General features: G+C 71.7%; 26 protein-coding genes and 1 pseudogene. 7 read left to right on the forward strand and 20 right to left on the reverse strand.

Annotated features, from left to right (window positions below):
* Positions 1–331: 331 nt before the first annotated feature.
* Genes nusB through D5S19_RS21895 form a run of 3 tightly spaced genes read right to left on the reverse strand, consistent with a single transcriptional unit; the run spans position 332 to position 2501 of the window.
* Positions 332–793: a transcription antitermination factor NusB gene (gene nusB / locus D5S19_RS21885; RefSeq protein WP_120025254.1), complete on the reverse strand. Its 462-nt coding sequence runs from the start codon at positions 791–793 to the stop codon at positions 332–334.
* Positions 793–1356, reverse strand: a complete 564-nt coding sequence (efp, locus tag D5S19_RS21890) for an elongation factor P (RefSeq protein ID WP_120025256.1) — start codon at positions 1354–1356, stop codon at positions 793–795. The genes nusB and efp overlap by 1 nt, the downstream gene beginning before the upstream one ends.
* 47 nt (positions 1357–1403) lie before the next feature.
* Complete coding sequence (locus D5S19_RS21895) at positions 1404–2501, reverse strand: M24 family metallopeptidase (protein WP_120025258.1); 1098 nt, start codon at positions 2499–2501, stop codon at positions 1404–1406.
* Between the two features lie 95 nt (positions 2502–2596).
* Between D5S19_RS21895 and D5S19_RS21900 the strand changes: the two genes are divergently transcribed.
* Positions 2597–3184, forward strand: a complete 588-nt coding sequence (locus tag D5S19_RS21900; protein WP_120025259.1) for a B-4DMT family transporter — start codon at positions 2597–2599, stop codon at positions 3182–3184.
* On the opposite strand, the gene D5S19_RS21905 is transcribed toward D5S19_RS21900, so the two are convergent.
* The 8 genes from D5S19_RS21905 to D5S19_RS21945 all read right to left on the reverse strand — a co-directional run bounded on the left by D5S19_RS21905 (position 3108) and on the right by D5S19_RS21945 (position 12106).
* Positions 3108–4628: a glycoside hydrolase family protein gene (locus tag D5S19_RS21905; RefSeq protein WP_199730627.1), complete on the reverse strand. Its 1521-nt coding sequence runs from the start codon at positions 4626–4628 to the stop codon at positions 3108–3110. The two genes, D5S19_RS21900 and D5S19_RS21905, sit on opposite strands and share 77 nt — an antisense overlap.
* 58 nt (positions 4629–4686) lie before the next feature.
* A complete protein-coding gene (locus D5S19_RS21910) occupies positions 4687–5586 on the reverse strand; it encodes a GNAT family N-acetyltransferase (protein ID WP_120025263.1) in 900 nt (299 codons plus the stop codon).
* On the reverse strand, positions 5583–6014 hold the full coding sequence (gene aroQ, locus D5S19_RS21915) for a type II 3-dehydroquinate dehydratase (protein WP_120025264.1): 432 nt from the start codon (positions 6012–6014) through the stop codon (positions 5583–5585). The genes D5S19_RS21910 and aroQ overlap by 4 nt, the downstream gene beginning before the upstream one ends.
* Before the next feature lie 246 nt (positions 6015–6260).
* Positions 6261–7373, reverse strand: a complete 1113-nt coding sequence (aroB, locus tag D5S19_RS21920; protein ID WP_120025267.1) for a 3-dehydroquinate synthase — start codon at positions 7371–7373, stop codon at positions 6261–6263.
* A 527-nt stretch (positions 7374–7900) separates the two neighbouring features.
* On the reverse strand, positions 7901–8425 hold the full coding sequence (locus D5S19_RS21925; protein WP_199730623.1) for a shikimate kinase: 525 nt from the start codon (positions 8423–8425) through the stop codon (positions 7901–7903).
* Positions 8422–9609 (reverse strand): chorismate synthase, encoded by a 1188-nt coding sequence (gene aroC, locus D5S19_RS21930; protein WP_120025268.1) that lies wholly within the window; start codon positions 9607–9609, stop codon positions 8422–8424. The genes D5S19_RS21925 and aroC overlap by 4 nt, the downstream gene beginning before the upstream one ends.
* Before the next feature lie 49 nt (positions 9610–9658).
* Entirely contained in the window at positions 9659–10996 is a 1338-nt protein-coding gene (locus D5S19_RS33265; protein ID WP_325050299.1) for a prepilin peptidase, read from the reverse strand.
* Between the two features lie 699 nt (positions 10997–11695).
* Positions 11696–12106 carry a hypothetical protein gene (locus tag D5S19_RS21945; RefSeq protein ID WP_199730624.1) on the reverse strand — a complete coding sequence of 137 codons (411 nt, stop codon included), beginning with the start codon at positions 12104–12106 and terminating at the stop codon, positions 11696–11698.
* Between the two features lie 109 nt (positions 12107–12215).
* On the opposite strand from D5S19_RS21945, the gene D5S19_RS21950 reads away from it, so the two are divergent.
* The gene (locus tag D5S19_RS21950; protein WP_120025271.1) at positions 12216–12671 is read left to right on the forward strand and encodes a Rieske (2Fe-2S) protein; all 456 of its coding nucleotides are present in this window, start codon (positions 12216–12218) and stop codon (positions 12669–12671) included.
* Between the two features lie 50 nt (positions 12672–12721).
* Here the strand turns inward: D5S19_RS21950 and D5S19_RS21955 are convergent, their stop codons facing one another.
* Together D5S19_RS21955 and D5S19_RS21960 are read right to left on the reverse strand one after the other, a co-directional pair.
* Entirely contained in the window at positions 12722–13177 is a 456-nt protein-coding gene (locus D5S19_RS21955; protein WP_120025274.1) for a PTS sugar transporter subunit IIA, read from the reverse strand.
* Complete coding sequence (locus D5S19_RS21960) at positions 13174–13413, reverse strand: glucose PTS transporter subunit EIIB (protein WP_098509359.1); 240 nt, start codon at positions 13411–13413, stop codon at positions 13174–13176. Before D5S19_RS21960 ends, D5S19_RS21955 begins: the two co-directional genes overlap by 4 nt.
* Positions 13414–13655: 242 nt before the next feature.
* On the opposite strand from D5S19_RS21960, the gene D5S19_RS21965 reads away from it, so the two are divergent.
* From D5S19_RS21965 to D5S19_RS21985, 5 genes are all read left to right on the forward strand, one after another.
* Positions 13656–14453 carry a GntR family transcriptional regulator gene (locus tag D5S19_RS21965; protein ID WP_120025276.1) on the forward strand — a complete coding sequence of 266 codons (798 nt, stop codon included), beginning with the start codon at positions 13656–13658 and terminating at the stop codon, positions 14451–14453.
* Positions 14450–15694: a PTS transporter subunit EIIC gene (locus D5S19_RS21970; protein WP_120025278.1), complete on the forward strand. Its 1245-nt coding sequence runs from the start codon at positions 14450–14452 to the stop codon at positions 15692–15694. Before D5S19_RS21965 ends, D5S19_RS21970 begins: the two co-directional genes overlap by 4 nt.
* Positions 15695–15723: 29 nt before the next feature.
* On the forward strand, positions 15724–15993 hold the full coding sequence (locus D5S19_RS21975) for an HPr family phosphocarrier protein (protein ID WP_120025280.1): 270 nt from the start codon (positions 15724–15726) through the stop codon (positions 15991–15993).
* 103 nt (positions 15994–16096) lie between these two features.
* Positions 16097–16912 (forward strand): serine hydrolase domain-containing protein, encoded by an 816-nt coding sequence (locus D5S19_RS21980; protein ID WP_120025282.1) that lies wholly within the window; start codon positions 16097–16099, stop codon positions 16910–16912.
* Complete coding sequence (locus D5S19_RS21985; protein WP_233574079.1) at positions 16909–18414, forward strand: alpha/beta hydrolase; 1506 nt, start codon at positions 16909–16911, stop codon at positions 18412–18414. Before D5S19_RS21980 ends, D5S19_RS21985 begins: the two co-directional genes overlap by 4 nt.
* A gap of 16 nt (positions 18415–18430) precedes the next feature.
* Here D5S19_RS21985 and D5S19_RS21990 read toward each other — a convergent pair.
* The 7 genes and pseudogenes from D5S19_RS21990 to D5S19_RS22025 form a co-directional block, all read right to left on the reverse strand.
* A pseudogene (locus D5S19_RS21990) lies at positions 18431–18991 on the reverse strand (GrpB family protein); the annotation flags it as partial.
* Positions 18992–19022: 31 nt separating this feature from the next.
* Entirely contained in the window at positions 19023–19886 is an 864-nt protein-coding gene (locus D5S19_RS21995; protein ID WP_267901141.1) for a shikimate dehydrogenase, read from the reverse strand.
* Positions 19873–22314 carry an endolytic transglycosylase MltG gene (gene mltG / locus D5S19_RS32535; protein WP_199730625.1) on the reverse strand — a complete coding sequence of 814 codons (2442 nt, stop codon included), beginning with the start codon at positions 22312–22314 and terminating at the stop codon, positions 19873–19875. Before mltG ends, D5S19_RS21995 begins: the two co-directional genes overlap by 14 nt.
* Positions 22311–22811 (reverse strand): Holliday junction resolvase RuvX, encoded by a 501-nt coding sequence (gene ruvX, locus D5S19_RS22010; protein WP_120025320.1) that lies wholly within the window; start codon positions 22809–22811, stop codon positions 22311–22313. Before ruvX ends, mltG begins: the two co-directional genes overlap by 4 nt.
* The gene (alaS, locus tag D5S19_RS22015; protein ID WP_120025288.1) at positions 22801–25464 is read right to left on the reverse strand and encodes an alanine--tRNA ligase; all 2664 of its coding nucleotides are present in this window, start codon (positions 25462–25464) and stop codon (positions 22801–22803) included. The genes ruvX and alaS overlap by 11 nt, the downstream gene beginning before the upstream one ends.
* 91 nt (positions 25465–25555) lie before the next feature.
* Positions 25556–25858 carry a hypothetical protein gene (locus D5S19_RS22020; protein WP_098509353.1) on the reverse strand — a complete coding sequence of 101 codons (303 nt, stop codon included), beginning with the start codon at positions 25856–25858 and terminating at the stop codon, positions 25556–25558.
* Positions 25855–26250, reverse strand: a complete 396-nt coding sequence (locus D5S19_RS22025) for a DUF948 domain-containing protein (protein ID WP_098509352.1) — start codon at positions 26248–26250, stop codon at positions 25855–25857. Before D5S19_RS22025 ends, D5S19_RS22020 begins: the two co-directional genes overlap by 4 nt.
* Positions 26251–26371 lie beyond the last annotated feature (121 nt).

The raw sequence follows: 26371 nt of genomic DNA on the forward strand, positions 1-26371 counted from the left end.
GTGTGTGCGACCACCTCGTGGCGTGCGCCGGACCGGTTTCGGGTCCGTGAAGGGACCCTTCACAGACTCAGAGTCCGTGAAGGACCCCTTCACGGACCTCCACACCGACTTTGCCGACACCCTGGACTCAGAAGCCGTGAAGGGACCCTTCACAGCGCCGCATTGTGTCGTACCCGGCGGGCACAATCGCCGCAGCGCCCAAGACAGGACTGCGCCGCGGCCCAGCACCTCGCGCGAACCGTCCATCGGCTCGCACCAGCGGGGTTCTCCTCGCACCGGTCGCATCTCACCAGCAGCCCGGCCCCCGACACGCGGGCACGCCGCCGAGGCGCTACAGCACCGCCCGGAGCCGGTCGGCGATGGTGCCGATCCGGCCCAGTACGCCGTTGACGAACCGGGGTGAGTCGTCCGTGGAGAGTTCCTTCGCCAAGCCCACGGCCTCGTCGATGGCGACCGGGTCCGGGACGTCGGCGGACCAGAGCATCTCGTACACCCCGGCCCGCAGCACCGCGAGGTCGACCGGGGGCATCCGCTCCAGGGTCCAGCCCTGGGAGTGTTGCGCGAGCAGCTCGTCGATGCGCTCGCGGTGGGTGGTCACGCCCTCCACGACCGTGATCGTGTAGTCCGCGACCGGGTCCACCTCCACCGCGCCGACGCGGTCGGCCAGCAGCGTGACCGCGTCGGTGTCGCGCTGGGCGGCCTCGTACAGCATCTCGACCGCGCGCCGGCGGGCCTGGCGGCGGCTGATCGGGCCGCCCCGGTTCGGGTGCGGCGGGAGCTTCCCCTCGGCCATCAGGCCGAGACGCGGCCGAGATACCGGCCGTCGCGCGTGTCGACCTTGATCTTCTCGCCGGTCGAGAGGAACAGCGGCACCTGGATCTCCGCGCCGGTCTCCAGGGTGGCCGGCTTGGTGCCGCCGGTGGAGCGGTCGCCCTGCAGGCCGGGGTCGGTGTGCTGGATGAGGATCTCGACCGAGGTCGGCAGCTCCACGTAGAGCGGCTCGCTCTCGTGCACCGCGACCTGGACCTCGGTGTTCTCCAGCATGTAGTGCGCGTTGTCGCCGACGACCTCGGCGTTCACCGTGATCTGGTCGTAGGTGTCGCCGTCCATGAACACGAAGTCCGCGCCGTCCTTGTACAGGAACGTCATGTTCCGGCGGTCCACGGTGGCCGTGTCGACCTTCGTGCCGGCGTTGAAGGTCTTGTCGACGACCTTCCCGGTCAGCACGTGCTTGAGCGTGGTGCGCACGAACGCACCGCCCTTGCCCGGCTTGACGTGCTGGAACGCGGTGACGGTCCAGAGCTGGCCGTCCAGGTTGAGGACGAGCCCGTTCTTCAGGTCGTTGGTGGTGGCCACGAGCTTTCGGTCTCCTGCTGTGTCGGTCTCTTCGTCCGCGGCCCGTCTCAGACGGCCACGAGGTCCTTGGTGCTCAGGGTGAGGAGTTCGGGCCCCCGGGCCCGCACGACGAGCGTGTCCTCGATGCGCACGCCACCGCGCCCCGCGAGGTAGACGCCGGGCTCGACGGTGACCGCCATACCGGCGGACAGTGTACCGACGCCCGTGGCAGCGAGGCTGGGCGCCTCGTGCACCTCGAGTCCGACGCCGTGCCCGAGGCCGTGCAGGAAGCGCTCCCCGTGGCCCGCTTCGGCGATCACCGAACGGGCCGCGGCGTCCACTTCGGACACCACGACGCCGGGCATGGCCGCCGCGGTGCCCGCCGCCTGCGCGCGATGCACGAGGTCGTACAGCTCGCGCTGCCAGTCGGCGGGTTCGCCGAGCACGACGGTGCGGGTCATGTCCGAGTGGTATCCGTCCACGGTCGCGCCGAAGTCGATCTTCACGAAGTCCCCCGCCCGCAGCTGCGCGCCGGTCGGCTGGTGGTGCGGGATGGCCGAGTTCGGCCCGGCCGCCACGATGGTGCCGAACGAGGGACCGCTCGAACCGTGCTCCAGCATCCGGTTCTCCAGGTCGCGGGTCACCTCCAGCTCGGTGCGCCCGGCCCGCACTCCCCCGGCGGCCAGCAGGTCCGCCAGCGCGCGGTCGGCCACGGCGCACGCCGCGCGCAGGGTCTCGATCTCGGCTTCGTCCTTGACCAAGCGCAGCTGCTCGACAAGACCGGGCGTACGGATCAGCTGTACGTCTGCGAAACGCACGGCGAGCGCCTCGTGCTCTTCGACGCTGACATGCTGGCTCTCGAACCCCGTACGGCCGTACGTCGCGCGTTCACCCGCGGCGTACGAAGCAAGCGCGCGAGCGCTGGCACGGTCGAGTACGCGCTCAAGGTCGGGCACTTCCGCTTCGGACTGCGTGATGTAGCGCCCGTCGGTACAGAACACCGTCTTCGCTTCGCCTCCGGCGTGCATCAGCAAGGCGGCGTTCGACCCGGTGAACCCGGTCAGGTAGCGGATGTTGAGCAGGTTGGTGATGAGCAGCGCGTCGACCCCGTTGTCGTCGAGCAGGGTACGCAGCGCACCACGGCGGTGAGCGTGAATTTCCGGCACCCGGCCAGCTTAACCAGCGGGTTCCGTACAGCCCGGCGGGTGCCACGTGGAAGGAGGCCACGCCGCGCTCACCCGGCGCCGCCTAGACTCCGTCCATGCTGGGTGCCTGGTTGACGCGCGGGCTGGTGATGGCCGTGGTGCACGCCGTCGCGATGACGCTGCTCGCCAAGTGGTCCGTGTTCCACCCGACCGACCAGACCGTGGCCACTTCCCTGACGCTGGCTGCGCTGGTCGGCGTCGCGGCGTTGTGGAGCGCGGTCGACGGCTGGCGCGGCAAGCCGGACCGTGGCCGGGCGTGGTTCATCGCGGGCCTGGTCTCCGGCGTGGTCTCGGGAATCCTGTACGTCATCGGGCGCGCGGTCTTCGTCGACGAAACCGGTGTGGCCGAACTCAAGTCGGCGCTGACCGGCGGGGCCGCGTTCACCGCACTGCTGGTGCTGATCCCGGCCGGGGTGGGTTTGTTCGTGGGCAGGCGGATTCGCCGTCCTGTTCGGACCGCGGACGAGGAGACCGGCGACGAGCTGCCGCCGCGCGCCGCGGAGGACGAGGAGAGGCGCCCGCGTCCCGAACCACGGCCGGAGGAACCGGCGAGGGAACCGCGGCCGGTCAGCCGCCCAGCGGCAGCCCGCGGGCGGAGGCGTCCCACTGTCGCGGGTCGATCTCCAGCACCCCGGAACCGTTGAGCGGAACGATGGAAGTGTCCGGCAGGCCGTAGAGCACGCTGTCGAGCACGATCCCGTAGCCGTGCCCGTAAGCGTGCACCACCGTGGCACCGGAGTGCAGTCTCGTCTTCACCGGCAGCTTCGCGACCTGCGGCACCGACCGGCCGAGGAGTTCCCCGGCCAGCACCCCGGCCACCGAGCGCCGGTCGACCCGGATCCGCTCGCCCCGCCGGAACAGGTCGATCATGCGGTCCGGAGAGGGCATCGCCACGCCGTCGAAGGTCGTGGTCAGCCTGGACGGCGACGAGCAGCCACCGGCACCGCGCACGTCGAGGCCGAAGTGCATCAGCCCGGTCGGGGCGCCCGCGTCGCCGATCCTGGTGGCCCGCACGACGTCCAGCGGTACCGTGCCGCACGGATCGGCGAGCGAGGTGGGCGCGTGCCCGTCCGGGCGACGAACCAGGCCCGGTCCCTCCTGCCAGGCCCCCGGCAGCACCACCGGGGCGTAGGGCTGCACGGTGAAATCGCGGTCCCAGAAGGTGATCGTGGTGCCCTGGGCGGTCTCGTGCGCGATGGCGAACGCGTCCAGCGCGCCGACCCACGCCAGATCGGCGCTGAACCCGTCCACCACCGACCGCTCACGCGGTGCGGCGGTGCCCGAGACGGAGGCGAATCCCTTGACCCCCAAGGCTTCCACCCCGCTGCGGAAGGCCGCGTCATGCGCCCGCAGGACGAACTGACCCGCGCCGTTCCAGCCCGCGGCGCGGCCGGTGGTATCGGTGAACATCAAGTAGTACCAGCCGTCGAGGAACACCGCGGCGGGCTGGCCCGCGCCGTAGACGTTGGCGCGGTGCACGTCGTGGGACGGGCCGAGAATCGGCCGGCCGCCGTTCGCCCGGGTCCAGTGCACCCCGTCGGTGCTGGTGGCCAGGCCGACCGCGTTGCCGAGCGCGTGATCGCCGGCGGCTCCGGTGTAGTACATGAAGTAGGTGCCGCCGACACGCAGGACGGACGGGTCGCAGGTATGCACCCCGTCGAAGTTGCCGGGGGAACCGGACAGGACCGCGGGCGGTGCGCCGCCGCCCGGACCGGTGAACGAGCCGTTGGCGGAGGCGGCCTCGCTGTAGAGGATGTCGTCGCCGGGTGGCGGAGCGCTGCCGTACTGGCTGCACCACCACATCCGCGTCCGGCCGTTTTCGGTCATCACCGTGGGGCCGTAGTTGTACACCGCGTCAGCCGCGCCGGCGGCCACCACTCCGCCGCTCTGCCGGGGCGAAGCGGTCGCGAGGGGGACCTTCGCGGCGCGTTGCTCGGCAGGTGTATTCGTTCCGTTACCGGCGATACCGCCGTGTGCGGTGCGGTCGGCCTGCAGCTCCGCGGCACTCTGGCTGCAGCCCGCGACCACCGCCCCGGCCAGCAGCAGGGCGGAGAAGAGACGCACGGGTCGCCGGCCCCCACGACGCATCAGGTGCACGATCGCAGAGTGTAGCGAGCGACCCACCACTCGGGTGACACCAACCAGGTCATGAGGTGTCTGTCGCGACCAGTTCGACCTCGAACCCGTCCTCGTTCTCCAGGTAGGCCGCGTAGTGCTCCGGCCCGCCGGCCCTCGGGTAGCGGTCGGCGAACAACGGCCGCCAGCCGGACCCGCCGCGCGCGAGCCGGTCCACGTCGGCGCGGCAGCCGGTGTGCAGGGCGAGATGGTTCAGCCCCGGCCGGGTGCGTTCGTGGTCCGGTCCGGTGGCCGCCGGGGACTGTTCGACCCCCAGGTAGGTGTCGCCGAGGCGCCAGCTGACTCCGGCGGACCAGCGCCGGAACTCCCGCCAGCCGAGCCCACCGAGCAGCCAGCCCCAGCTCCGCTCCGCGCGCGAAAGCTCCGGTACCCACAGTTCGACGTGATGCAGCCGCCCGCGCCGGGACGGCAGCGCGACCAGCACCCGGTGCGTCGCGCCGAAGGCCTGCCGGACGCCGACGTCGAGGAACCCGGTGTGCGCCACGACCGCGAGACTGGCCGCGTTGTCCTCGTGCACGAGGGCGAACACGGCGGGCAGCCCAAGGGCGCCGTGCGCGTGATCCAGTATCGCGGTGACCGCTTCGGTGGCGAACCCGTGGCCCGCGTGCTTCGTTGCGACGGAATAGCCGATCTCGGCGACGTGACCGGGCAGCGTGCTCGACCGGCGCAGGCTCGCCACGCCGATCAGCGCACCTGAGTGCTCGACCGCCCAGTGCCCGTACCCGGGCGGGAGGGCGGCGGCCACGCGGTCGGTCACGAGCGCGCGTGCCTGGCCGGGATCGGAGAAGTCAGCGGCGAAATACCGGCTCATCGCGGGATCGGCGAACAACGCGACCACCGCGTCACCATCGGCCGCGGCGAGGGGGCGCAGCCGGAGCCGGCCGGTCGCCAGCTCCGGTGCCGAAGTCACGACCCGTGTGCCTCGAGCCAGCGGAGGGCGAGCGCGTACCCGTCCGTGCCGAGCCCCGCGATGACCCCGGTGGCGAGGTCCGAAAGCACGCTGTGGTGCCGGAATTCCTCCCGCCGATGCACATTGCTGATGTGCAGCTCGATGAACGGCGCGCTCAGCTGCGCGGCCGCATCACGCACGGCGATCGAGTAATGCGTCCAGGCCGCCGCGTTCAGCACCACGGGCGCGCCCGCGTCGGCCGCTTCGTGCAGCCAGCCGACCAGCTCCCCCTCGTGGTCGGTCTGGCGGACCTCGACCTCGATCCCCAGCTCGGCGGCGGCGGTCTCGCACAGCCGCACGAGATCGGCGTGGCTGCCCGAACCGTAGACACCCGGCTCGCGGCTGCCGAGCCGCCCGAGATTGGGCCCGTTGAACACGAAGACCTTCACGACATCACGCTCCCCTTGCCCGCGACCGCTGCCGCCGGGTACGTCCTCGGAACCCTGTCTGCTGCTGTGTCTGCCACCGCACGTTCGCTTCGCTCGGACACGGCTGCCTCCGCAGCAACGCACTCACGTCGCGAACCTCGGCCGTACGCGCAACCCTGCGAATCGTTGGACACGGCTCCACGCCGCTCGAAGCCGATCGCGCCTGTGGGCACCGCCGGCGGCCGTGCGTGGAGCGAGGCGAGACGGTCACAGCAGGACGCTTCCGCTGCCGGAGTTGTCGGCTTCGAGCACCGAGTAGGCGGCAGCCAGCAGGGCGGGGTCAGGGCCTTCGAGGCGGCCGGGTTTGGCGAGACCGTCCAGGACGACGAAGCGCAGGACCCCGGAGCGGGTCTTCTTGTCGGTCATCATGGTCTCCACGAGCTGTGGCAGGGCGCCCTGCTCGTAGGTGGTGGGCAGGCCGAGCAGATTCAGCACCGAGGTGTGCCGGGCCGCGGTGGCGTCGTCGAGACGGCCGGCGAGGCGGGCCAGCTCGGCGGCGAACACCAGGCCGACGCTGACCGCCGCGCCGTGACGCCAGCGGTAGCGTTCCCGGCGTTCGATGGCGTGGCCGAGGGTGTGGCCGTAGTTGAGGATCTCGCGGAGGTCGGATTCACGCAGGTCGGAGGCGACCACGTCGGCCTTCACCTGGATCGAGCGGCGGACCAGTTCGGCCAGCACCTCACCGGCCGGGTCGACGGCCGCGGCCGGATCCGCCTCGATGAGTTCGAGGATCCGCGGGTCGGCGATGAATCCGGTCTTGACGACTTCCGCCATCCCGGCGACCAGCTCGTTGCGCGGGAGCGTCTCCAGCGTCGCGAGGTCGACCAGCACCGTGCTCGGCTCGTGAAAGACGCCGACCAGGTTCTTGCCGGCGTCGGTGTTGATGCCGGTCTTCCCGCCGACCGCGGCGTCGACCATGCCCAGCAGCGTCGTCGGTACGTTCACCAGCCGCACCCCGCGCATCCAGGTGCCCGCGACGAACCCGGCGAGATCGGTGACCGCCCCGCCGCCCAGCCCGACGACCACACCGCGCCGGTCGAGCCCGATCCGGCCGAGCACTTCCCAGCAGAAGCTCGCCACGGAGAAGGCCTTGCCGTCCTCGGCGTCCGGGATCTCCACCCGGTGCGCGTCGAGCCCGGCGGCGGCGAGTTCGTCCCGCACGGCCTCCGCGGTCGCGGCCAAGGTGGGCGGGTGGATGAGGGCGATCTTGGAGGCGTCGGCGAGGTGCTCGGTCAGCTCGCCGAGCAGCCCCCGCCCCACCACCACGTCGTAGGGCTGCGCGGTGGCGACCCGGATCCGGACCGGCTGCGTCTCGGGCACGGTACTCCTCACTGCTGCTCGGACTCGCTGTTCGGCGAATGGATGGGGAATCGGGCGGGTGGTCGTGGGCGGCCCGGTGCCGGGCGGCTGCGCCGACGTGGCGCTGCCGGGCGGCGGCTGATCGGGCGGCTGGGCTTCGGGTGGCTGCTCGGAGGCGACGCTGCCGGGCGGGTACGGGCTGTGTCTCGGCGACTGGGCTTCGGGGTGCGGGTAGGCGGCGGGCTGCAGGTCGGTGTCGCAAGTACGGGTTGGTGTCGGGCAGTTGCTGCTAAGCCGGGAGCGGGGTGCAGGGCTGGTGGTCGGTCGGCGGCATGGTGCTCGATGCCGGCTGGGTCGGTGGGCTCGCTTGCCAGGTGGGCGGGATGTCCGGTGCGGACGTCGCATCCGACGTCACCGGCGCTGGTCCTTCGGTCGATCTTGTCCGTCAGTCGATTATGGCTGAGGCGGGCCACGTGCCGGGCGGCCGTCGCCCGGTCGGATGTCCTGGTGGCGTGGCGACGACGACGCCCGCGGCGGAGCGGATCGGGCTACTGCTGCCGGACCTGGCCGGGCTTGAGCGCGGCGAGTACGGCAGCCACGACCTCGTCCGGGGAACGGTGGTCGGTCTCGATCTCGACAGTCGCCACTTCGCGGTACACCGGCAGGCGGGCGTCCAGCAGTGTCTTGAAGGTGGCGCGCGGGTTCACCCCGGCCAGCAGCGGGCGCGCGGTCGAGAGACCGGTCCGCTGCACCCCTGCGGCGAGGCCGACGTTCAGGAACACCACCGTGTGCTGCGCGAGGCGGGCGCGGGTGCCGGGAGTGAGCGGGGCGCCGCCGCCGAGGGAGAGCACGCCGTCGTGTTCCTCAAGCGCGGTGGCGACGACTTCCTCTTCCAGCGCGCGGAAGGCCGGCTCGCCGTCCTCGGCGAAGATGTCCGCGATCGGGCGGCCCGCGCGGGTGACGATGTCGTCGTCGCTGTCGCGGAAGGGCACGTCCAGCGCGGCGGCCAGCATCGGGCCGACCGTGCTCTTGCCCGATCCCGGCGGCCCGACCACCACCGCGCGCGGGCTCACCAGCGCTCCTCGAGCGCGGTCAGGTACGCCTGCGCGTTGCGCCGGGTCTCGGCCAGCGAGTCGCCGCCGAACTTCTCCACCGCGGCGTCCGCGACGACCAGCGCGACCACCGATTCCAGCACGACCCCGGCCCGCGGCACCGCGCACACGTCGGAACGCTGGTGGATGGCCACCGCCGGCTCACCGGTCGTGACGTCCACAGTGGACAGTGCTTTGGGGACGGTGGAGATCGGCTTCATGGCGACGCGCACACGCAGCGGCTCGCCGTTGGTGATGCCGCCCTCCAGCCCGCCCGCACGGTTCGATCGCCGGGTGACGCCGACCGGACCGGTGCCACGGTCGATCTCGTCGTGCGCCTGGCTCCCCCACCGGCGGGCGGTGGTGAAACCGTCACCGACCTCGACGCCCTTCATCGCCTGCACGCCCATCAGCGCGCCGGCGAGCCGCGCGTCGAGCCGCCGGTCCCAGTGCACGTGCGAGCCGAGGCCCGGCGGCAAGCCGTAGACGAGCACCTCGATCACGCCGCCGACCGTGTCCCCCGCCTTCCGCACCGCGTCGACCTCGGCCACCATCGCCTCGGTGCCCTCGGCGGAGAAGGCGCGCACCGGGCTCTCGTCGATCGCATCGAGGTCACCCGCCTGCGGCAACGGCCCTGCGGGCACGTCCGCGCCGCCGATGGAGACGACGTGGCTGAGCACCTCGGCGCCCAGCAGCTGACGGAGGAAGTTGCGCGCAACCGTGCCGAGCGCGGTCCGCGAGGCGGTCTCGCGGGCGCTGGCTCGCTCCAGCACCGGCCGGGCCTCGGCGAAGCCGTACTTCTGCATGCCGGGCAGGTCCGCGTGGCCCGGGCGGGGCCGGGTGAGCGGCTCGTTGCGGGCCAGGCCGGCCAGCTCGGCCTCGTCGACCGGGTCGGCCGCCATCACCTTTTCCCACTTGGGCCACTCGGCGTTCTCGATCTGCACCGCGATCGGCCCGCCCTGGGTACGGCCGTGGCGGACACCGCCGAGGAACTGCACGTGGTCGGTCTCGAAGCCCATCCGCGGGCTCCGGCCGAACCCGAGCCGCCGCCGCGCGAGCTGCGCGGTGAGGTCGGAGGTGGTCACCTCCACCCCGGCGGGCATGCCCTCGAGCACAGCGGCGAGAGCGGGGCCGTGCGATTCTCCTGCGGTGATCCAGCGCAACACCGGCTAATCCTGTCACGGCCCGTCCGCGGCCCCGGCAGAGGCCCTGGCCTCAGGCGACCCCCGATCCCGGGAAAGGGAACACCGCGCAGAGCCAGGTGGCCAGCATCAAGCCAGGCCCGTGCGGGACGAGCAGGCGCGGCGGGCCGTCTCGGGGCCGGGATCGGTGCAGGCGGCGGTGAGCGGATGGGGTGAGTGCGGCGGGTGGGGTGAGTGGGGTTGGGAAGGTTGGCGGGAAGAGTGGGGCTGGTGGGGTTGATAGGGCTGCTGGGGTGAATGGGGTTGTTGGGCTGGGCGGGGTTGGAGTGTGTGCCGGGTTGGGTGAGGAAGTTTCCGCGGATGAAGTGCCTGCCGGGACTGATGTATCTATGGGGACCGGGGCTGATGTGGCTAGTGAGACTGGTGTGATAGGGCGGGCCGCCGGGTTGAGCGAGGTTCCCGGGGCGAGCGAGGTTCCCGGGGCGAGCGAGGTTCCCGGGGCGAGCGAAGTTCCCGGGTTGAGCGAGGTTCCCGGGGCGAGCGAAGTCGTTGAGGTTGGAGTGGTTGCGAAGGCGAGGGCGGCCTTGGTGATCGCCGGGACCGCTGGAACGGGCGGGGCCGAGGAGGACGGGGCTGAGGATGTGAGCGAGCCTCCTGCCGTGGGTGAGGCCGTTGAAGCAGGCGGGGAGGCAGAGGCGGGGGAAGGGCGGGGGTGGTCCGGTCGGTCCGGAGACGAGGGCAGGAGGGGGTGCGGCCACGGCTCGGAACCGAGCGACCGCCGCGAGTTCGGATGGTCGTTCGAGGTCGTGGGGGTTGACGGCCGATGCTCAGGTGGGAGTCGAGTGGGTGAGGAGAGGGCTCGCGGGCGGTGAAAGCGTCTGCGGAGGTGGGCTGCGGCCAGGCCGGTCGTGCTGACCGCCGCCGCCAAGGCTGCGGCGGCGAGTGGGGCCGGACCGCCGAGGGCACCGAGTACCGCGCCCAGGGCGCCGGAGAGTTTCACGTCGCCTGCGCCGAGGGCGCCCGGGGAAAGTCGGTGTACGAGCAGGTGAACGCCGCCGAAGAGGAGGCAGCCGGTGAGGGCGGCGAGGAGCAGGTGGGGGCCGCCGTCCAGGGCAGCGAAGGTCAGGGCGATCGCAACGGCTGGGTAGGCGGGGCCGGTCAACACGTCGGGTAGTCGGTGGTGGCGGAGGTCGGTCAGGACCAAGGGGACTCCTAGTACGGCGACCACCCAGGGCACCGGTAGCCACCCTGCGGGGAGCGCGCCGGACTCTGCCAGGGCGGCGGGGATCGCGACGGCGACCGCCACCATCGCGAGGGCGAGGGCGGTGGAGATCGGGGCGCCGGCTCGTTTCACCGCCAGCAGCAACACGGGGGTGACTGCGACGGCTGCGAGTACTGCCATGAGGACCATGCCACCAGCGTGTCCGCGGGGCGCGGAGCTGCGCAAACGTCAGGCGTAGTGATGGTCCCGCTCGTGCGCGACACGCCGGGAGGTTCACTCGACGGAGGCGGTGGGGCGGGAATCGCGAGGGCGTTCCCATGGGAGGAGAGGGGCTGTTCGGGCTCCCGGAGGCGCGGGTCGGTTCGGGCACGTGAGAGGCGCGAAGCGACATCCAGGAGAGGCCGGACGGTTCCCGCGGAGGCGCGGGGCGGTTCCTGGACGCGACAGGCTCGAGGCGACATCCGGAAGAGACCGGACGGTTGCCGGGGAGGCGGGGCGATTGCCGGGGAGGCGGGGCGATTGCCGGCGAGACGCGGGACTGTCCCCAGGAGAAGCGGGACGGTTGCTAGGGGAAACGCGGGCCGGTTCCGGCACACGACAGGCTCGAAGCGACATCCGGAAGAGACCGGACGGTTCCCGCGGAGGCGGGGCGATTGCCAGGGAGAAGCGTCGGTTGCCGAGAAGCGCCCGGCACTTCGGGCGGCCGGCGACGAGATGCGGTCCCGGGAGGCAACCGGACGGTTCGGACGATCCGGCGTTCGGACGATCCAGGACGATTCAGCAGGAAGTCGGGCGATCCAGTACGAGAACGCGACACCGACCAGCCCGGCCAAGACGCAACCCGCCAGACAAAGACGCCACCAGCCAGGAGACAGCCGGAAACCGAAGTCACCGGCCCAGCGGCACCGTCCGGTCGCGGGAGCGACGAGTACGGCGGCTGAGGAACGCCTGCCCAAGCAGCACCAGGCCGCAGAGAACGCACACGGCCTCGGTGATCAGGCCCCAGTATTCGTAGGGGCTGGTGAACTGGTCGTGCACGCCGTAGAAGCCCACCGTCACCGAAAGCAGGTAGGCGAGTAGGGTCACGCCGCCGAAGCCGAGGGTCAGCAACGCCGGCAGCCAGTGCCGCCAGGTCAGCAGGGCCACCGCGATCAGCACTCCGGCCACGCCGTTGACCAGGAACAACGGACCCACCACGGCGATTTCCGAGTAGCCGCCGTGCCAGTACAGGATGAAGTGGACCGCTGCGGAACCTGCCAGGCCGAGAGCGCCGAGGGCGCGCATCCAGGTGGCCAGCATCGCCGTCTCCTTCCGACAAGGGGGGACACGGCTTACACGCGCGAACGGAAGGAACGGTTCACCGGAAAGTGCGGTGAACCGGAACGGGCCGGGGCTCGTTGCCCCGGATATGACTCCGGATACGACTGCCGAACAGCATTCCCGCCGTTCCGTTCTCACCGCCGGCGCCGCGGTCGCCGGGGCGGCTGTGGGCACGGTCGCGCTCGCCGCCTGTGGCGGCGGGAGCGGAGGTGGCGGCTACAGCGCGCCCACCACGGCACCGACCTCGGGCGGCGTGGTGCTCCCGTTGTCCGAAGTGCCTGTCGGGCAGGCGAAAGCCGCGAAAACGCCGGACGGGCAGGACGTGTTCGTCGCGCAGCCGACCGCGGGCACGGTCGCCTGTTTCAGCGCGATCTGCACGCATCAAGGATGCACCGTCAACCCACCGGAGAACGGTGTGGCGCACTGTCCTTGTCACGGCTCCGTGTACAACGCGCTCACCGGCGCGGTCGAGCAGGGGCCGGCGCCCCAGCCGCTGCACAAGGTGGCCGTGAAGATCAGCAACGGCCAGGTCGTCACGGCCTGACCGGGGACCGCCCTTTGTGGACACGCACCGTCCACAAAGGGCGGCCGGGTTCAGTCGTTCCAGGTGAACAGCTCCGCGCCGGCGACGACCTGCCGTCCGGCCGCCAGATCGGCCAGCACGTCGGCCGGGGCGTCCAAGCCGACCACGGGCACGATCGGCGAATAACCCTTGGCCGCCACGGCCTCCGGGTCCCAGCCCACGACCGGCTGACCGGCCCGCACCGCTTCACCCTTCGCCACGTGCAGGGTGAAGCCCTCGCCCTTCTCCTTGACCGTGTCGATGCCCAGGTGCACGAGCACCGCCCGGCCGTCCCCGGTGGCCACCACGAAGGCATGCGGGTGCAGGGTCACCACCGTGCCGTCGACCGGCGCGACCGCGTCCGCGCGCCCGCCGGACGGGCGCACCGCGACGCCCGGGCCGACCATCGCCTCGGCGAAGACCGGGTCCGGCACCTCACCGAGGGCGACCACCTCCCCCGCGACCGGGCTCAGGATCCGCAGGCTCACATCAGGTCCTCGATGTCACTGGCGATGGTGTCCGCCTCCGGCCCGACGATCACCTGCAGCGCCGTGCTGCCCATCTTCACCACGCCCATCGCGCCGGCCGCCTTCAGGCCCGCCTCGTCGACCAGGCCCATGTCGTCCACCTCGCAGCGAAGCCGCGTGATGCAGCCTTCGATCTCGGTGAGGTTCTCCGCGCCACCGAGCGCCGCGAGAATCTTCTCCGGCCTGTCATCCGCCATCGCGGCCTCCTTGTATCCCGTTCGGTTCGCCACCTGGAGCAGTGGTGTGTACCACCAGTACTACGCCGCCCGCGCGACGCGCCCCGGCCCGGCGAACACGAACGGATAACGGTGGTTGACACCCGCTCGTCCGGCGGAGCATCCTGCCCCATCAGATCAATGGTCTAGACCGGAACGTACCAATCTTCCGGCCCGGACGCGAGCACCGGTCCCCCGGTGCGCGGAGAGGGAGGGTGACGCCGATGAGCGCGGCCGCGCACGTTTCGCCACCCGAGCCCGTCGAGCAGGTGATCGAGGGCCCGACGCCGAAGCACGCCCAGCTGCGCGAAATCCTGCGCCGCTCGGTGGAGCGGGAGCTGCCGCCGGGATCGCCGATCCCGTCCGAGCGGGAGCTCGCGCAGCGCTACGGCGTGTCCCGGCTGACCGTCCGCTCGGCGATCGGGAAGCTGGTCGAGGAAGGCCTGCTGGCCCGGGTCCGCGGCAAGGGCACGTTCACCGCGGCCCGGCGGATGGAGCTGCAGCTCTACCTGATGTCGTTCACCGACGACATGCGCCGTCGCGGGCTGGTCCCGGCCACCGAGGTGATCTCGACCTCGACCGAGGTCCCGCCGGTCACCTCCGCGCACGCGCTCGGCCTCGCGCCGGGCGTGCCGGCACACCGGCTGATCCGGCTCCGCCGCGCGGACGGCGTGCCGCTGGCCGTGGAACGCGGCTGGTATCACGCCGAACGCACGCCGGGTCTGCTCGGCCTCGACCTCACCAACTCCCTGTACGCGGAACTGACCCAGGCCTACGACCTGCGGCCGGATCACGCGTACCAGACGGTGTGGGCCGAATCCGCGGACCGCGAGACGGCGCGCCTGCTGGGCATGCGCGCCGGCAGTCCGCTCCTGGTCTTCCGCCGGGTCTCCAGCGCGCACGGGGAGCCGGTCGAGGACATGACGTCCTGGTACCGGGGCGACCACTACCAGGTGACCATGCAGCTGGACCGGAGCATCCCGGGCTCCGGCGACGAACCCCACTATGGAGGTACCCGATGAGCGCCACCACCGCGGCGGCGGCCAAGGGCAAGAAGGGCGGCGGCGGCCTCGCCGGGCTGCAGCGCTTCGGCCGCAGCCTGATGCTGCCGATCGCCGTGCTGCCCGCGGCCGGCCTGCTCAGCCGGCTCGGCCAGGACGACGTCTTCGGCAAGGACGGCCTGGGCTGGGACAAGGTCTCCGCCGTGATCGGCGGGGCGGGCGGCGGCATCTTCAACTGGCTGCCGCTGATCTTCGCGATCGGCATCGCGGTCGGCTTCGCCCGCAAGGGCGACGGTTCCACCGCGGTCGCCGCCGTCGTCGGCTGGGTCGTGCTGACCCAGGTGATCCAGGCGATCGCCCCGCTCAAGGACGTGACCGGCTACGAGGCGGCAAAGGGCTGGGAGTTCCAGCCGATCCACTGGCCCTACAGCGTGCTGACCGGTGTGATCACCGGCATCGTCGCCGCGCTGCTGTGGCAGCGCTACCACCGGATCAAGCTGCCGTCCTGGCTGGCCTTCTTCGGCGGCCGCCGGTTCGTGCCGATCGTCACCGCGTTCGCGATGATCATCATCGGCGTCGTCCTCGGCATCGTGTTCAAGTACGTGGACCACGGGCTGAACTCGGTCGGCGAGGCGGTGGACGGTTCCCCGATCCTCGGTGGCGGCATCTACGGCGTGCTGAACCGGCTGCTCATCCCGGTCGGCCTGCACCAGTTGCTGAACGTGCCGGTGTGGTTCATCTTCGGCGGCGGCGACCTGACCAACTTCTTCCACCACGTGCAGGGTTCCGGCTCGTTCATGACCGGGTTCTTCCCGATCTTCATGTTCGCGCTGCCCGCCGCGGCGCTGGCGATCTGGCGGACCGCGAAGCCGGGCCAGAAGAAGATCGTCGGCAGCATCATGATCTCCGCGGCGCTGACCTCGTTCATCACCGGCGTCACCGAGCCGATCGAGTTCGCGTTCATGTTCGTGGCCTGGCCGCTGTATCTGTTCCACGCGGTCATGACTGGCGTCTCGCTGGCGTTCTGCAACTGGCTGGGCATCAAGCTGGGCTTCTCCTTCTCCGGCGGCGCGATCGACTTCGCGCTGAACTCCTCACTGGACACCGCGCACAAGGCCTGGCTGCTGATCCCGATCGGGCTCGTGCTGGCCGTGCTCTACTACGTGGTGTTCCGGTTCGTGATCACCAAGTGGAACCTGCCCACGCCGGGCCGCGAGGACGATTCGGTGGAGGCCGACCTCGAACGCTCGGCCGCCAAGTGAGCAGCCCCGACCAGCCAGAGAGGACGACCATGCCGGAGAAACGCGTCACGGTGGCCAGCAAGGTGGGCCTGCACGCCCGCCCGGCCGCGCTGGTGGCCAAGGCGGCCGCGGCCCAGCCGGTGGCGGTGCGGATCGCCAAGGCCGGTGGTGAACCGGTGGCGGCGGGCAGCGTGCTCAACCTGATGACCCTCGCCGCCGCGTTCGGCGACGAGGTGGTGATCAGCGCCGAGGGAGAGGGCGCCGAAGCCGCCGTGGACGCCGTCGCCAAGCTCGTCTCCACCGACCTCGACACTCCCTAGCTCGGCCCCGGGCAACGCTGTGAAGGGACCCTTCACGGACTCTGAGTCCGTGAAGGGTCCCTTCACGGACAGGGCGCCGGGAGCAGCCGATACGCTGGGCCACATGGAAAGCCTGCGCCTGATCGACGAGTGGCCGGTGGACGAGACGGCGGCCGGGGTGGTCGGCGCTGACGGCGTGATCCGCGGACGGCACGGGGACCCTGCCCGGCCGTACCGGCTGGCGTCGGTGACCAAGCTGCTCACCGCCTACACCGCGCACATCGCGGTCGAAGAGGGCGTCTTCGAGCTGGACACCCCGGCCGGGCCCGCGGGCTCGACCGTGCGGCACCTGCTCGCGCACACCTCCGGGCTGGCCTTCGACGCGCACAAGGTGATGGCCGAGCCGGGCACGCGGCGGCTGTACTCCAACGCGGGTTTCGAGCAGCTGGCCGAAGCGCTGAGCGAGCACGCCGGGATCACCTTCGCCGACTATCTCGCCGAAGCGCTGCTGAGCCCGCTCGGCATGACCGCGACCGAGCTGGCCGGTTCGCCCGCGGCGGGGGCCACCTCCACCCTCGACGATCTGCTCCGGTTCGCCGCCGAACTGCAGTCGCCGAAGCTGCTCGCGCCGGAGACCCTGCGGGCGGCCACCGAGGTGGCCTTCCCCGGGCTTTCCGGGGTGCTGCCCGGTTTCGGGCACCAGAAGCCGAACGACTGGGGCCTCGGCTTCGAGCTGCGCGACCACAAGAGCCCGCACTGGACCGGCGCGCACAGCTCGCCCCGCACGTTCGGCCACTTCGGCCAGTCCGGCACGTTCCTCTGGGCCGACCCGGACGCCGGGTTCTCCTGCGTGGCGCTGACCGACCGGTCCTTCGGCCCGTGGGCGGCCGAGGTGTGGCCGCCGTTCACCGACGCCGTCCTCGCCGAGCTCACCGCGTGAGAATCCGCGTCACGCTGGCGGTCGCCATGGCGCTGGCCGCCGTCGGCTGTTCGGCCCCGGCCGACCCGGCGCCCTCGGCGGAGCCTTCCCCGGCCGCCGATACTCCGGCGCCACTGGGCACGGGCGGTGCCGCCGCGCCACAGCTGAACTGGACCCGGTGCCGCGGCGGGTACGAATGCGCCACGGCACCGGTGCCGCTCAGCTACCGCGAGCCGGGTGGCGCGAAGCTGGACCTCTCGGTGATCCGGCTGCCTGCCACGGATCCCGCGCACCGCCTCGGTTCCCTGATGATCAACTTCGGGGGACCCGGCGCGGACGGGATCGGCGAGCTGACCCGGTTCGGCGGCCGGTATCCGGCCGAGCTGCGGGCGCGGTTCGATCTGGTGAGCTTCGATCCCCGCGGGATCGGCGGCAGCTCGCCGATCCACTGCCCGGGTGCCGACCGGCTGCCCGCGCCCGGTTCTCCGTTGCACGACAACGGGTTCTGGGCGGCGAGCGCGGCCACCGGCAAGGCCTGCGCGGCCGGTTCCGGCGCCGAGCTGGCCCACCTGTCCACGGCGAACGTCGCGCGGGACATGGAGCTGCTCCGGCAGTCGCTCGGCGAGCCACGGCTGAACTTCTACGGCTATTCCTACGGCACTTACCTGGGCGGCACGTACGCGAACCTGTTCCCCGACAAGCTGCGCGCGATGACCCTCGACGGCACGCTCGATCTCGTCGCCAACTCCACCGGCCAGCCCGGCACACAGAACGCTCCGGTCGACGTACGCGCCGACGTCGCGACAGCGCAGCAGCACGAGCTGGAAGCGTTCTTCGCCGCGTGCAGTGCTGCAGGGCCGGGGAAATGCGCTTTCGCCGGCGGTGATCCAAAGGAGAAATTCGCCGCTCTGTACGCACGATTGACCCACGGCGGGGTCGGCGGGGTCACTGTTGCGTCACTGATGCAGACCATGGACCGTTCCCTGTACCAGTGGTCGCGATGGCCTCGGCTCGCCCGTACGCTGGCCGCGCTCGTCCCGTCCGCACCGGTCTCGCCAGCGCCGGTGGCCGATCCGTGGGTACCCACTCACTCGCCGGGATTCCTTGCCGTGCAATGCCTTGACAGCGATCTTCCGCAGGATCCCGCACAGTACCGCGAACTCGCGGCCCGCGAGGAGCAGCGGCAGCGGTATTTCGGGCTGGCGCCGGTGTTCGCCATGGCACAGTGCGTCGGCTGGCCCGCGCGCGACGAGGACCGTTACCTCGGGCCCTGGAACCGGCCGCGCCAGCATCCGGCGCTGATCCTGTCCAACCGCCACGATCCGGCCACTCCACTGGCCAACGCCCAGGCCACGGCGAAGGAATTGGGCGACGGGAGAGTGCTCACCGTCGAAGGCGCCGGGCACACCACGCTCGACGTGCCCAGCAAGTGCGCTTCGGCGGCGATGGTGCGGTATTTCGTGGATCTCGCGGTGCCACAAGAGGAAGCCACCTGCCCGCCGGACGTGGGACCGTTCCCCTGACCGCTGGAGAGCGCTAAGCCTGCGCGCGGTCGATGATCTCGTCGATCACGTCGTTCTTCGCGTCGGCGTAGTTCTGGATGTAGTCCCAGGTGCGCGCCGCGAGTTCGCGTTTCTTCGCCAGGTACCGGGAAAGTTCCTCCGGATGGGTCCGCAGCCGGTCGCGGAAGAGCAGGTACCGCGGCGTCTGGCCATTGCCCGGCGAGTGCACGTGGAGGTTGATGTTCGTGTCAGGGCCTTTGAAACAGCGGTGCTTCTCCCATTCCGGCTCTCGGATCACCAGCCGGTAGCCGGCGCCCTCCAGCAAGGGCACGTAGGCCGCTTCGTCGTCGGAATCGGGCACTTCGAGCAGAATGTCGATGATCGGTTTGGCCGCCAGGCCCGGAACCGACGTCGACCCGACGTGTTCGAGCAGCACGATCAGGTCGCCGAGCGCCGCACGCAGGCGGGCGGCTTCGCGGTCGAACAGCCGCGGCCATTCGGGGTCGTACTCGGCGAGCGTGACCGTGGTGCCGAGGCGGGGCGGCTCCCCCACCCAGGCGGCACGGATGGCGTCCTCGTCGTTGGCCTCTCTCGACACCGGAATTCCCCTCGGGCGGCCCGACAGTGCGTCAGGAGATCGGCAGCGGCAAGACTTCGCCGGTGGCCGCCCGCAGCGCGGTGCGCATCTCCGCTCGCGGCGCGGGACGGCCGGTGAAGTGCTCGACCTGCCCGAAAGCCTGGTGCAGCAACATATCCAGCCCGGTCGCGAGCTTCCCACCGTGCGCCGCGACAGCTTCGGCCAGCGGCGTCGGCCACGGATGGTAGATCACGTCGAGCACGCTGCCGATCCTCGACAGCTCCGCGACGTGCGGCTGCACGGCTTCCGGCGGCACCGTGCTGATCAGGACCGCCGCCTCGTGCGCGAGCTTCGCGAAGTCCACTTCGGACCAGGTCAGCACGTCGACGCTCAGCCCGGCTCGTCCGGCCGCTTCGAGGGTCTCCCCGGCCCGCGCCGGATTGCGGACGACCAGCTGTGCCGAGCCGACTCCCAGCCCGGCCAGCCCGACCACCGCCGCCGCCGCGGTGCCACCCGAGCCAAGAACGACGGCATGGTCACCCGGGGCAGGCCGATAACCACCGGCCACCTGCAGGGCACCGGTCACGCCCTCGACGTCGGTGCAGTCGGCAAGCCAGCCTTCGGCGGTGCGCACCAGCGTGTTCGCCGCACCGGCGGCGGCCGCCCGCGGGGTGACCGCGGTGGCATGGTCGAGTGCCGCCCGTTTGCCGGGCATGGTGACCGACAGCCCGATCCACTCCGGACCGAGCCCGTCGACGAACCCGGGCAGCTCGCCGGCGTCGGTCTCGAACCGGTCGTAAGTCCAGCCGGACAGGCCGAGCGCGGCGAACGCGGCGCGATGCAGCACCGGGGACAGGGAATGCGCCACCGGCTTCCCGAGCACGCCCGCCCGGCGCGGGAGATCAGTAGGCGCCACGGGACTGTGCCAATGCCCGGTTCTGGTTGTGCTCCTCGTTCGTGACCGCGAAGCAGGAATGCCCGTCCTTCTCGCACTTCACGAAGTACTCCCAGTCGCCCGGCGTCGGCTTGACCGCGGCCTTGATGGCGTCTGTGCTGGGCACCCCGATGGGCGTCGGCGGGAGACCGGTGTTCGCGTACGTGTTGTACGGGCCGGCCTTGTCCCGGTCCTCCGGCTTCGTGAGCAACGTCGGGCGGTCGAGCGCGTAGTTCACGGTCGAGTCCAGCTGGAGCCTCATGTTCTTGCCCAGCCGGTTGTAGAGGACCCGCGAGATCTTACCGAAGTCGGGGGTGATCGCCTCGCGCTCGATGAGCGAGGCGATGATCAGCGTCTGGTACGGCGTCATGCCCGGGCCGGTGTTCTGCGGGCCGAGCCCGGCCGCCTGGATCGCCCCCGCGGACTGGTGCACCAGGTCCTTGACCAGCTCGTCGGCGGTCCAGCCGGGTTTCACGTCGTAGACGCCGGGCGCGATCAGGCCTTCCAGGCGCTTGTCCTTGGCGGCGGCCTTGCCGGCGTCCTCGACCGCCCAGGTGGGCACGCCGAGCGCCTTGAGATCCGCGTCGGCAACGGTCTTGCGCAGCGCGTCCACCGGAATGCAGGTGCTCTTGCCGTTCAGCGACGCGCAGGAGGCCTTCGACATCAGCGTGAACACCCCGGGGGTGACCTTGCCGTCGGCCTGGGTGATGTCGTCGAACTGCGTGTACGGGCGGATCTCCAGCCGTCCGACGCGGGCCGACGGGGAGGTGATCGCCTCCACCGCGCTGGCCCCGGACATATGCTGTTTCAGCAGGTAGTAGCCCTGCTGAATACGGCTCAGCGCGGCGTTGTCCGCACCGGCCTTGACGAACGCCTTGGTGCTCGCGACGACCCCGGCGCCGGTCAGCTTCGCGCCGATGGCCGAGGTGGTGTCCCCGTCCTCCACCTGCACGAGAGCGTCGCCTTGCCCGGAACCGTCGAAATCGTCGTAGCCGAAGAACTTCTCGTAGCCGAACCAGGCGCCGCCGGCGAGCAGCACCAGCACGACGATCGCCGCGACCCAGCCAAGTGCGCGTTTACGACGGCGGCGCGGTTTGGCCGGGGCCTCGTCCGGAGGAGGGTTCTCGTCGGCGTCTTCGTACTCGCCGTCGTAGTCGTCGTATTCCTCGTACTCGCGGTAGTCGTCGTGCTCGTCGTCGAAGAGGTCGTCGAGGTGTTCGCGGGGCTGTTCGGCGGGTTCGTCGAGCAGGCTCGGGATGACCTCGGTGGGCTGTTCCACCGGCGGGAGCCGACGGGGGTCGCGCGGCATCGAACCAGCGACGAACCGGGGGTCGGGCGGCATCGACGGGGGTGGGCCGGGGGCGGCGAACCGCGGATCGTGCGGCATGGAGCCCTCGGCGAACCGCGGGTCCGGGGGCATCGAAGCATCAGCGAAGCGCGGGTCGTGCGGCATCGAGCCTTCAGCGAACCGCAGATCCGGCGGCATCGAGCCGTCCACGAACCGGGGGTCCGGCGGCGCGATCGAGCGGCGCCGCGGCGGCCGGCCGGGCGGGCCCGGGGGTTCGGAGGCCACGGGGATGCCGACGTCCGGAGTAGGCACCTCGGCCGGCTCCCGGCGCCGATAGCCGGTGGCCCGAGGGTCTTCGGCGTATCCCTCGTTATACGGCTCGGGTTCGGGCTGGGGCGGACGGACGGGCGGACGGCGCCGTGCCGGTGGCGGGCCCTCGGCGTTCGCGGTCCGACGACGGCGTCGGGCCGCCTGTTCCCCTGCCTCGCCACGAGGACCGCGCGGCGGGGGCTGCTCGGCATCCGGCGCGCGGCGGCGGCTCGGCTGCGGAAGCGGCTCGCCCTCGTCGAGGAGACGACCCGGCGGTCCCTGTTCGCCCTCGTCGAGCAGGCGAGGACCGGGCGGCGGAAACTGCTCGGCTTCGTCCACACGACGGCGAACGGGCGGCATCTGCTCGCCTTCGTCCACACGACGGCGGACGGGCGGCGGTAGCTGCTCGCCTTCGTCAAGACGGCGGCCACCCTGCGGCGGCAGCTGGTCCCGCTCATCCGCGCGGCGACGGCGCCTGGGGGGCGGCTGCCCGGCATCCGCGCTCCGGCGGCGGGCGCGCGGCGGCGCCTGCTCGTCCTCGCCTTCGGGGCGGCCGGGCGGGGGTAGGGGCGCACCCGGCGGAGGCTGATCGGGCTCCGGCGCGCGGCGGCGCCGACCGGGGCGCGGGCCGTCCTCCGGACGGATCCGGCGAGGGGCGGCCCGGTGGGGTTCGGCAAGCTCGTCCAGCTCGGATGCCCGGCCGGGCGCGGCGCGGGGTGGCTGGCGGGTGCCGTCCGCGCGGCGCCGGACGGGAGGTTCGCCCGGCGGCCGCCTCCGGCGACCCGGGTTCTCGGGACCGCGGGGCTCGGTCATGAGTCGCCTTCCCGGGCCCGCTGCGCGGCGGCGGCGTCGAGCCAAGCCTGCAGGATCTCCACGGCAGCGGCCTGGTCGACCACCGCGCGCTGCTTACGGCCCTTGACTCCGCGCTGGGACAGCATCCGGGACGCGGTGACCGTGGTCAGCCGCTCGTCGGCCAGCCGGACCGGGACCTCGCCGACGCGGGCGGCGAGGCCGTCCGCGTACGCGAGCGCCAGGTCGGCGGCTCTGCCCTGGCGGTTCGCCAGCGTCCTGGGCAATCCCACGATCACCTCGACCACCTCGTGTTCGGTGACGAGTTCGGCAAGCCGGTCCAGATCGCTGTCGTCCTTCGCATCACGGGAGAGGGTAACCAGAGGACTGGCGAGAATGGGGGCGGGATCGCTCAGCGCCACACCGACCCGGACAGAACCGACATCGACCGCGAGGCGCCTGCCCCGGCCCGGATCGGACGCGCCGGGCCGGTCCGGGCCTCGATGCGGCTTAGCGGGCAACGCCGGCGACCGCCGCGCGCACCGCGGCCGTGGCCTGCGCCGCACCGGCCGGGTTGGTGCCCCCGCCCTGGGCCATGTCCGGCTTGCCGCCGCCCCGGCCGCCGATCGCGTCGGCGAACGAAGGCACGAGCTTGCCCGCGGCGAGCCCGCGTTCGCGCGCCGCCGCGGTCGTGGCGACCACGAACGCGACCTTCTCCCCGGCCGGGGAGAACAGGGCGACCACCCCGGGCCGCTCGCCGAGCCTGCCGCGGACGTCCGCGGCGAGCGCGCGCAGCCCGGTGCCGTCCACGTCCGGCACGACCTCGGCGACCACCGCGACGCCACCGGCGTCCTCGGCCTTGTCCGCCAGCGCGCCGGCCGAGCCGAGCACCTGCCGGGTCCGCAGCTGCTCGATCTCCTTCTCCGCGTTCTTCAGGCGGGTGAGCACGTCCTCGATCCGGGCGGGCAGCTCGTCGGAGGGCACCTTGAAGGTGTTCGCCAGCTGCGAAACCAGCAGCTGTTCCTTGCGCACGTGCTTGAGCGCGTCCGGCCCGACCAGCGCCTCGACACGGTGCACCCCGGAGCCGACCGAGGCGTCCGAGACCAGCTTGACCAGGCCGAGCTGGCCGATCCGCCCGACATGCGTGCCGCCGCACAGCTCACGCGAGTACTCGCCCATGTCGACCACACGCACGTCGTTGCCGTACTTCTCGCCGAACAGCGCGACCGCGCCCAGTTCGAGGGCCTTGTCCTTGGTGGTGGTGTAGCTGCGCACCTCGACGTCGGTCTGCAGGTAGTCGTTCACCTCCTGCTCGACCTCGGTGAGGATGTCGGAGGACACCGCGCCGGGCGTGGTGAAGTCGAACCGCATCCGGCCGGGCGCGTTGAGCGAGCCGGCCTGCGCCGCGCGCTTGCCGTAGGCACCGCGCACCGCCGCGTGCACCAGGTGGGTGGCCGAGTGCGAGCGCTCGATGGACAGCCGCCGCGTCGCGTCCACCGCACCGGTCACCCGGGTGTCCAGCCCGACCTCGCCCGAGATCACCTCGACGCGGTGCACGAACAGGCCCGGCACGATCTTCTGCACGTCGAGCACCTTCAGCTCGACACCGTCGCCGAGCAGCACCCCGGTGTCCGCGATCTGGCCACCGCTCTCCGCGTAGAACGGGGTGCGGTCCAGCACCAGCTCGGCCCGGTGGCCCGTCGCGACGCTGCGCACCGGCAGGCCGTCTTCGAGCAGGCCGACCACCTTCGCGTCCGCCTGCAGCTCGGTGTAGCCGAGGAACTCGGTCTCGCCGTGCTGTTCGAGCAGCTTGCGGTATTCCGACAGGTCGCCGTGGCCGCTCTTGCGGGCCGCCGCGTCCGCCTTCGCGCGCTTGCGCTGCTCGTTCATGAGCGTGCGGAAGCCGTCCTCGTCCACGGTCAGGCCCTGCTCGGCCGCCATTTCGAGGGTCAGGTCGATCGGGAAGCCGTAGGTGTCGTGCAGCTGGAACGCCTTGTCCCCGGCCAGCACGTCGCCGCCGCCCCGCCGGGTCTGCGCCGCGGCGAGGTCGAAGATCCGCGAACCGCTGGTGAGGGTGGCCAGGAACGCCTCCTCCTCGACCCGCACGACCTCGGAGATCCGGTCGAAATCGGTGACCAGCTCGGGATAGGTCGGCCCCATCGTCTGGCTGACGATCTTCGCGAACTCCGGCAGCACCGGCTCCTGCACGCCGAGCAGCCGGGTGGAGCGCACGATCCGGCGCAGCAGGCGGCGCAGCACGTAGCCGCGGCCGTCGTTGCCGGGGGTGACGCCGTCGCCGATCAGCAGCACGCCGGTGCGCGCGTGGTCGGCGATCACCCGGAAGCGCACGTCGTCGGCGTGGTTGGCGCCGTAGCGGCGGCCGGAGAACTCCTCGGCGCGGCCGATCACCGGGCGCACCAGGTCGGTCTCGTAGACGTTCTCGACGCCCTGCAGGATCGTCGCCACCCGCTCGACGCCCATGCCGGTGTCGATGTTCTTCTCCGGCAGCTCGCCGATCGGCGGGTGGCCCAGCTTCGGGCTCAGGTCACCGCGCACGTCCTGCATGAAGACGAGGTTCCAGATCTCGATGTAGCGGTCCTCGTCGGCGACCGGGCCGCCCTCGCGGCCATAGTCCGGGCCGCGGTCGTAGTAGATCTCCGAGCACGGGCCGCCGGGGCCGGGCACGCCCATGTCCCAGTAGTTGTCCTTGCCGTCGCGGACCTGGATGCGCTCGCCCGGCAGGCCGGTGATCTTGCGCCACAGCCCGGCCGCCTCGTCGTCGTGCTCGTAGACGGTGGCCCAGATCCGGTCCGGGGCGAGGCCGAAGCCGCCGTCGGCCTGGGACCGGGTGATCAGGTCCCAGGCGTTCTCGATCGCGCCGTCCTTGAAGTAGTCGCCGAACGAGAAGTTGCCGGCCATCTGGAAGAACGTGTTGTGCCGGGTGGTCTTGCCGACCTCGTCGATGTCCGGGGTGCGCACGCACTTCTGCACGCTGGTCGCCCGCGGGTAGGGCGGCGGCACCTCGCCGAGGAAGTACGGCTTGAACTGCACCATGCCGGCGTTGACGAACAGCAGGTTCGGATCGTCCAGGATCAGCGGGGCACTCGGCACCCGGGTGTGGCCGCGGCTCTCGAAATGCCGCAGGAACCGATCGGTGATCTCGTGTGTGTCCACGGGGTGTCCTCAGGATGGGTCCGGCCCGCACGCGCGGCGGCCGGGAAAGACGGGAAGGGAACGGCGGCGGCGGAGGGCGCGCGGAAGCGGCTCAGCCCTCCGCCCGGCGAGCTCGCCGGACGGGGCGCTGGGCGGCGTGCCGGCCCGCGCCCGCGGGCGGTGCGGTGAACCCGGTGCGTTCCTCGACCATGTCGTGCAGCTCCTGTTCCCGTTCGCTCATCCCGGCGCGCACGTCCGCGCCGAACGAGCCGACGGCGCCCGCGAGTTCCCGCACGGCGTCGCCCACGTTCGATGCTAACCCGGCGGGCGTGGCCTGACGAGCGGCTTCGGAGGTCTTGCGGCTGAGCGCGACCCCGGCGACCACGCCGAGCCCGAGCCAGAAGAGGCGCTTCACTTCTTCCCCCGGCGCGACGAGCGCTCGGCCTTGGCCGCGCGGCGCTTGCGCCGGGCGCGGATCGCCTTGCTGACCCCATAGGACACCGCGGCGGTCTTCACCAGCGGCCCGCCCAGCGTCGCGGTGAACACCGAGGACAGCGCGGACACGTTGCCGCTGACCGCCTGTGCGTTGGCGGTGATCCCGTCCACGCGCTCCAGCTGGGTGTTCACGTGCGTGATGGTCTCGTTGGCGCCGATCAGCAGCGGATCGGTGTTCTCGTGCGCCTTGCGGATCGCGATGGTCGCCTCGTCCAGCGTGCGGCCGAGCTTGAGCAGCGGGATCGCGAGCAACAGGACCAGCAGTACGAAAGCACCTGCGGCGATCAGCGCGGCGATCTGCCCTGCCGACACGGGCCCTCCTCGGGTGGTACGGGGTCTTCGAGTGCCAGTGAGGTTACCGCCTGGCCCGCTGTTCGCCGGGGTCGCCCCGCCGGTGTGGTCACGCAGCGCAGCCACCCGGGGAAAATCGGTT

The organism is Amycolatopsis panacis (assembly GCF_003600245.1).
GTDB lineage: Bacteria > Actinomycetota > Actinomycetes > Mycobacteriales > Pseudonocardiaceae > Amycolatopsis > Amycolatopsis sulphurea.

What these genes read in the sequence shown, in the direction of transcription:
- D5S19_RS21945 (WP_199730624.1), bottom strand. Translation starts at nt 12,106, where the DNA reads ATGCTGGCCACCTGGATGCGCGCCCTCGGCGCTCTCGGCCTGGCAGGT.
- D5S19_RS21975 (WP_120025280.1), top strand. Translation starts at nt 15,724, where the DNA reads ATGCCGGAGAAACGCGTCACGGTGGCCAGCAAGGTGGGCCTGCACGCC.
- D5S19_RS21980 (WP_120025282.1), top strand. Translation starts at nt 16,097, where the DNA reads ATGGAAAGCCTGCGCCTGATCGACGAGTGGCCGGTGGACGAGACGGCG.
- D5S19_RS21970 (WP_120025278.1), top strand. Translation starts at nt 14,450, where the DNA reads ATGAGCGCCACCACCGCGGCGGCGGCCAAGGGCAAGAAGGGCGGCGGC.
- D5S19_RS21905 (WP_199730627.1), bottom strand. Translation starts at nt 4,628, where the DNA reads ATGCGTCGTGGGGGCCGGCGACCCGTGCGTCTCTTCTCCGCCCTGCTG.
- D5S19_RS33265 (WP_325050299.1), bottom strand. Translation starts at nt 10,996, where the DNA reads ATGGTCCTCATGGCAGTACTCGCAGCCGTCGCAGTCACCCCCGTGTTG.
- nusB (WP_120025254.1), bottom strand. Translation starts at nt 793, where the DNA reads ATGGCCGAGGGGAAGCTCCCGCCGCACCCGAACCGGGGCGGCCCGATC.
- D5S19_RS21900 (WP_120025259.1), top strand. Translation starts at nt 2,597, where the DNA reads ATGCTGGGTGCCTGGTTGACGCGCGGGCTGGTGATGGCCGTGGTGCAC.
- D5S19_RS21960 (WP_098509359.1), bottom strand. Translation starts at nt 13,413, where the DNA reads ATGGCGGATGACAGGCCGGAGAAGATTCTCGCGGCGCTCGGTGGCGCG.
- D5S19_RS21950 (WP_120025271.1), top strand. Translation starts at nt 12,216, where the DNA reads ATGACTCCGGATACGACTGCCGAACAGCATTCCCGCCGTTCCGTTCTC.
- D5S19_RS21965 (WP_120025276.1), top strand. Translation starts at nt 13,656, where the DNA reads ATGAGCGCGGCCGCGCACGTTTCGCCACCCGAGCCCGTCGAGCAGGTG.
- mltG (WP_199730625.1), bottom strand. Translation starts at nt 22,314, where the DNA reads ATGACCGAGCCCCGCGGTCCCGAGAACCCGGGTCGCCGGAGGCGGCCG.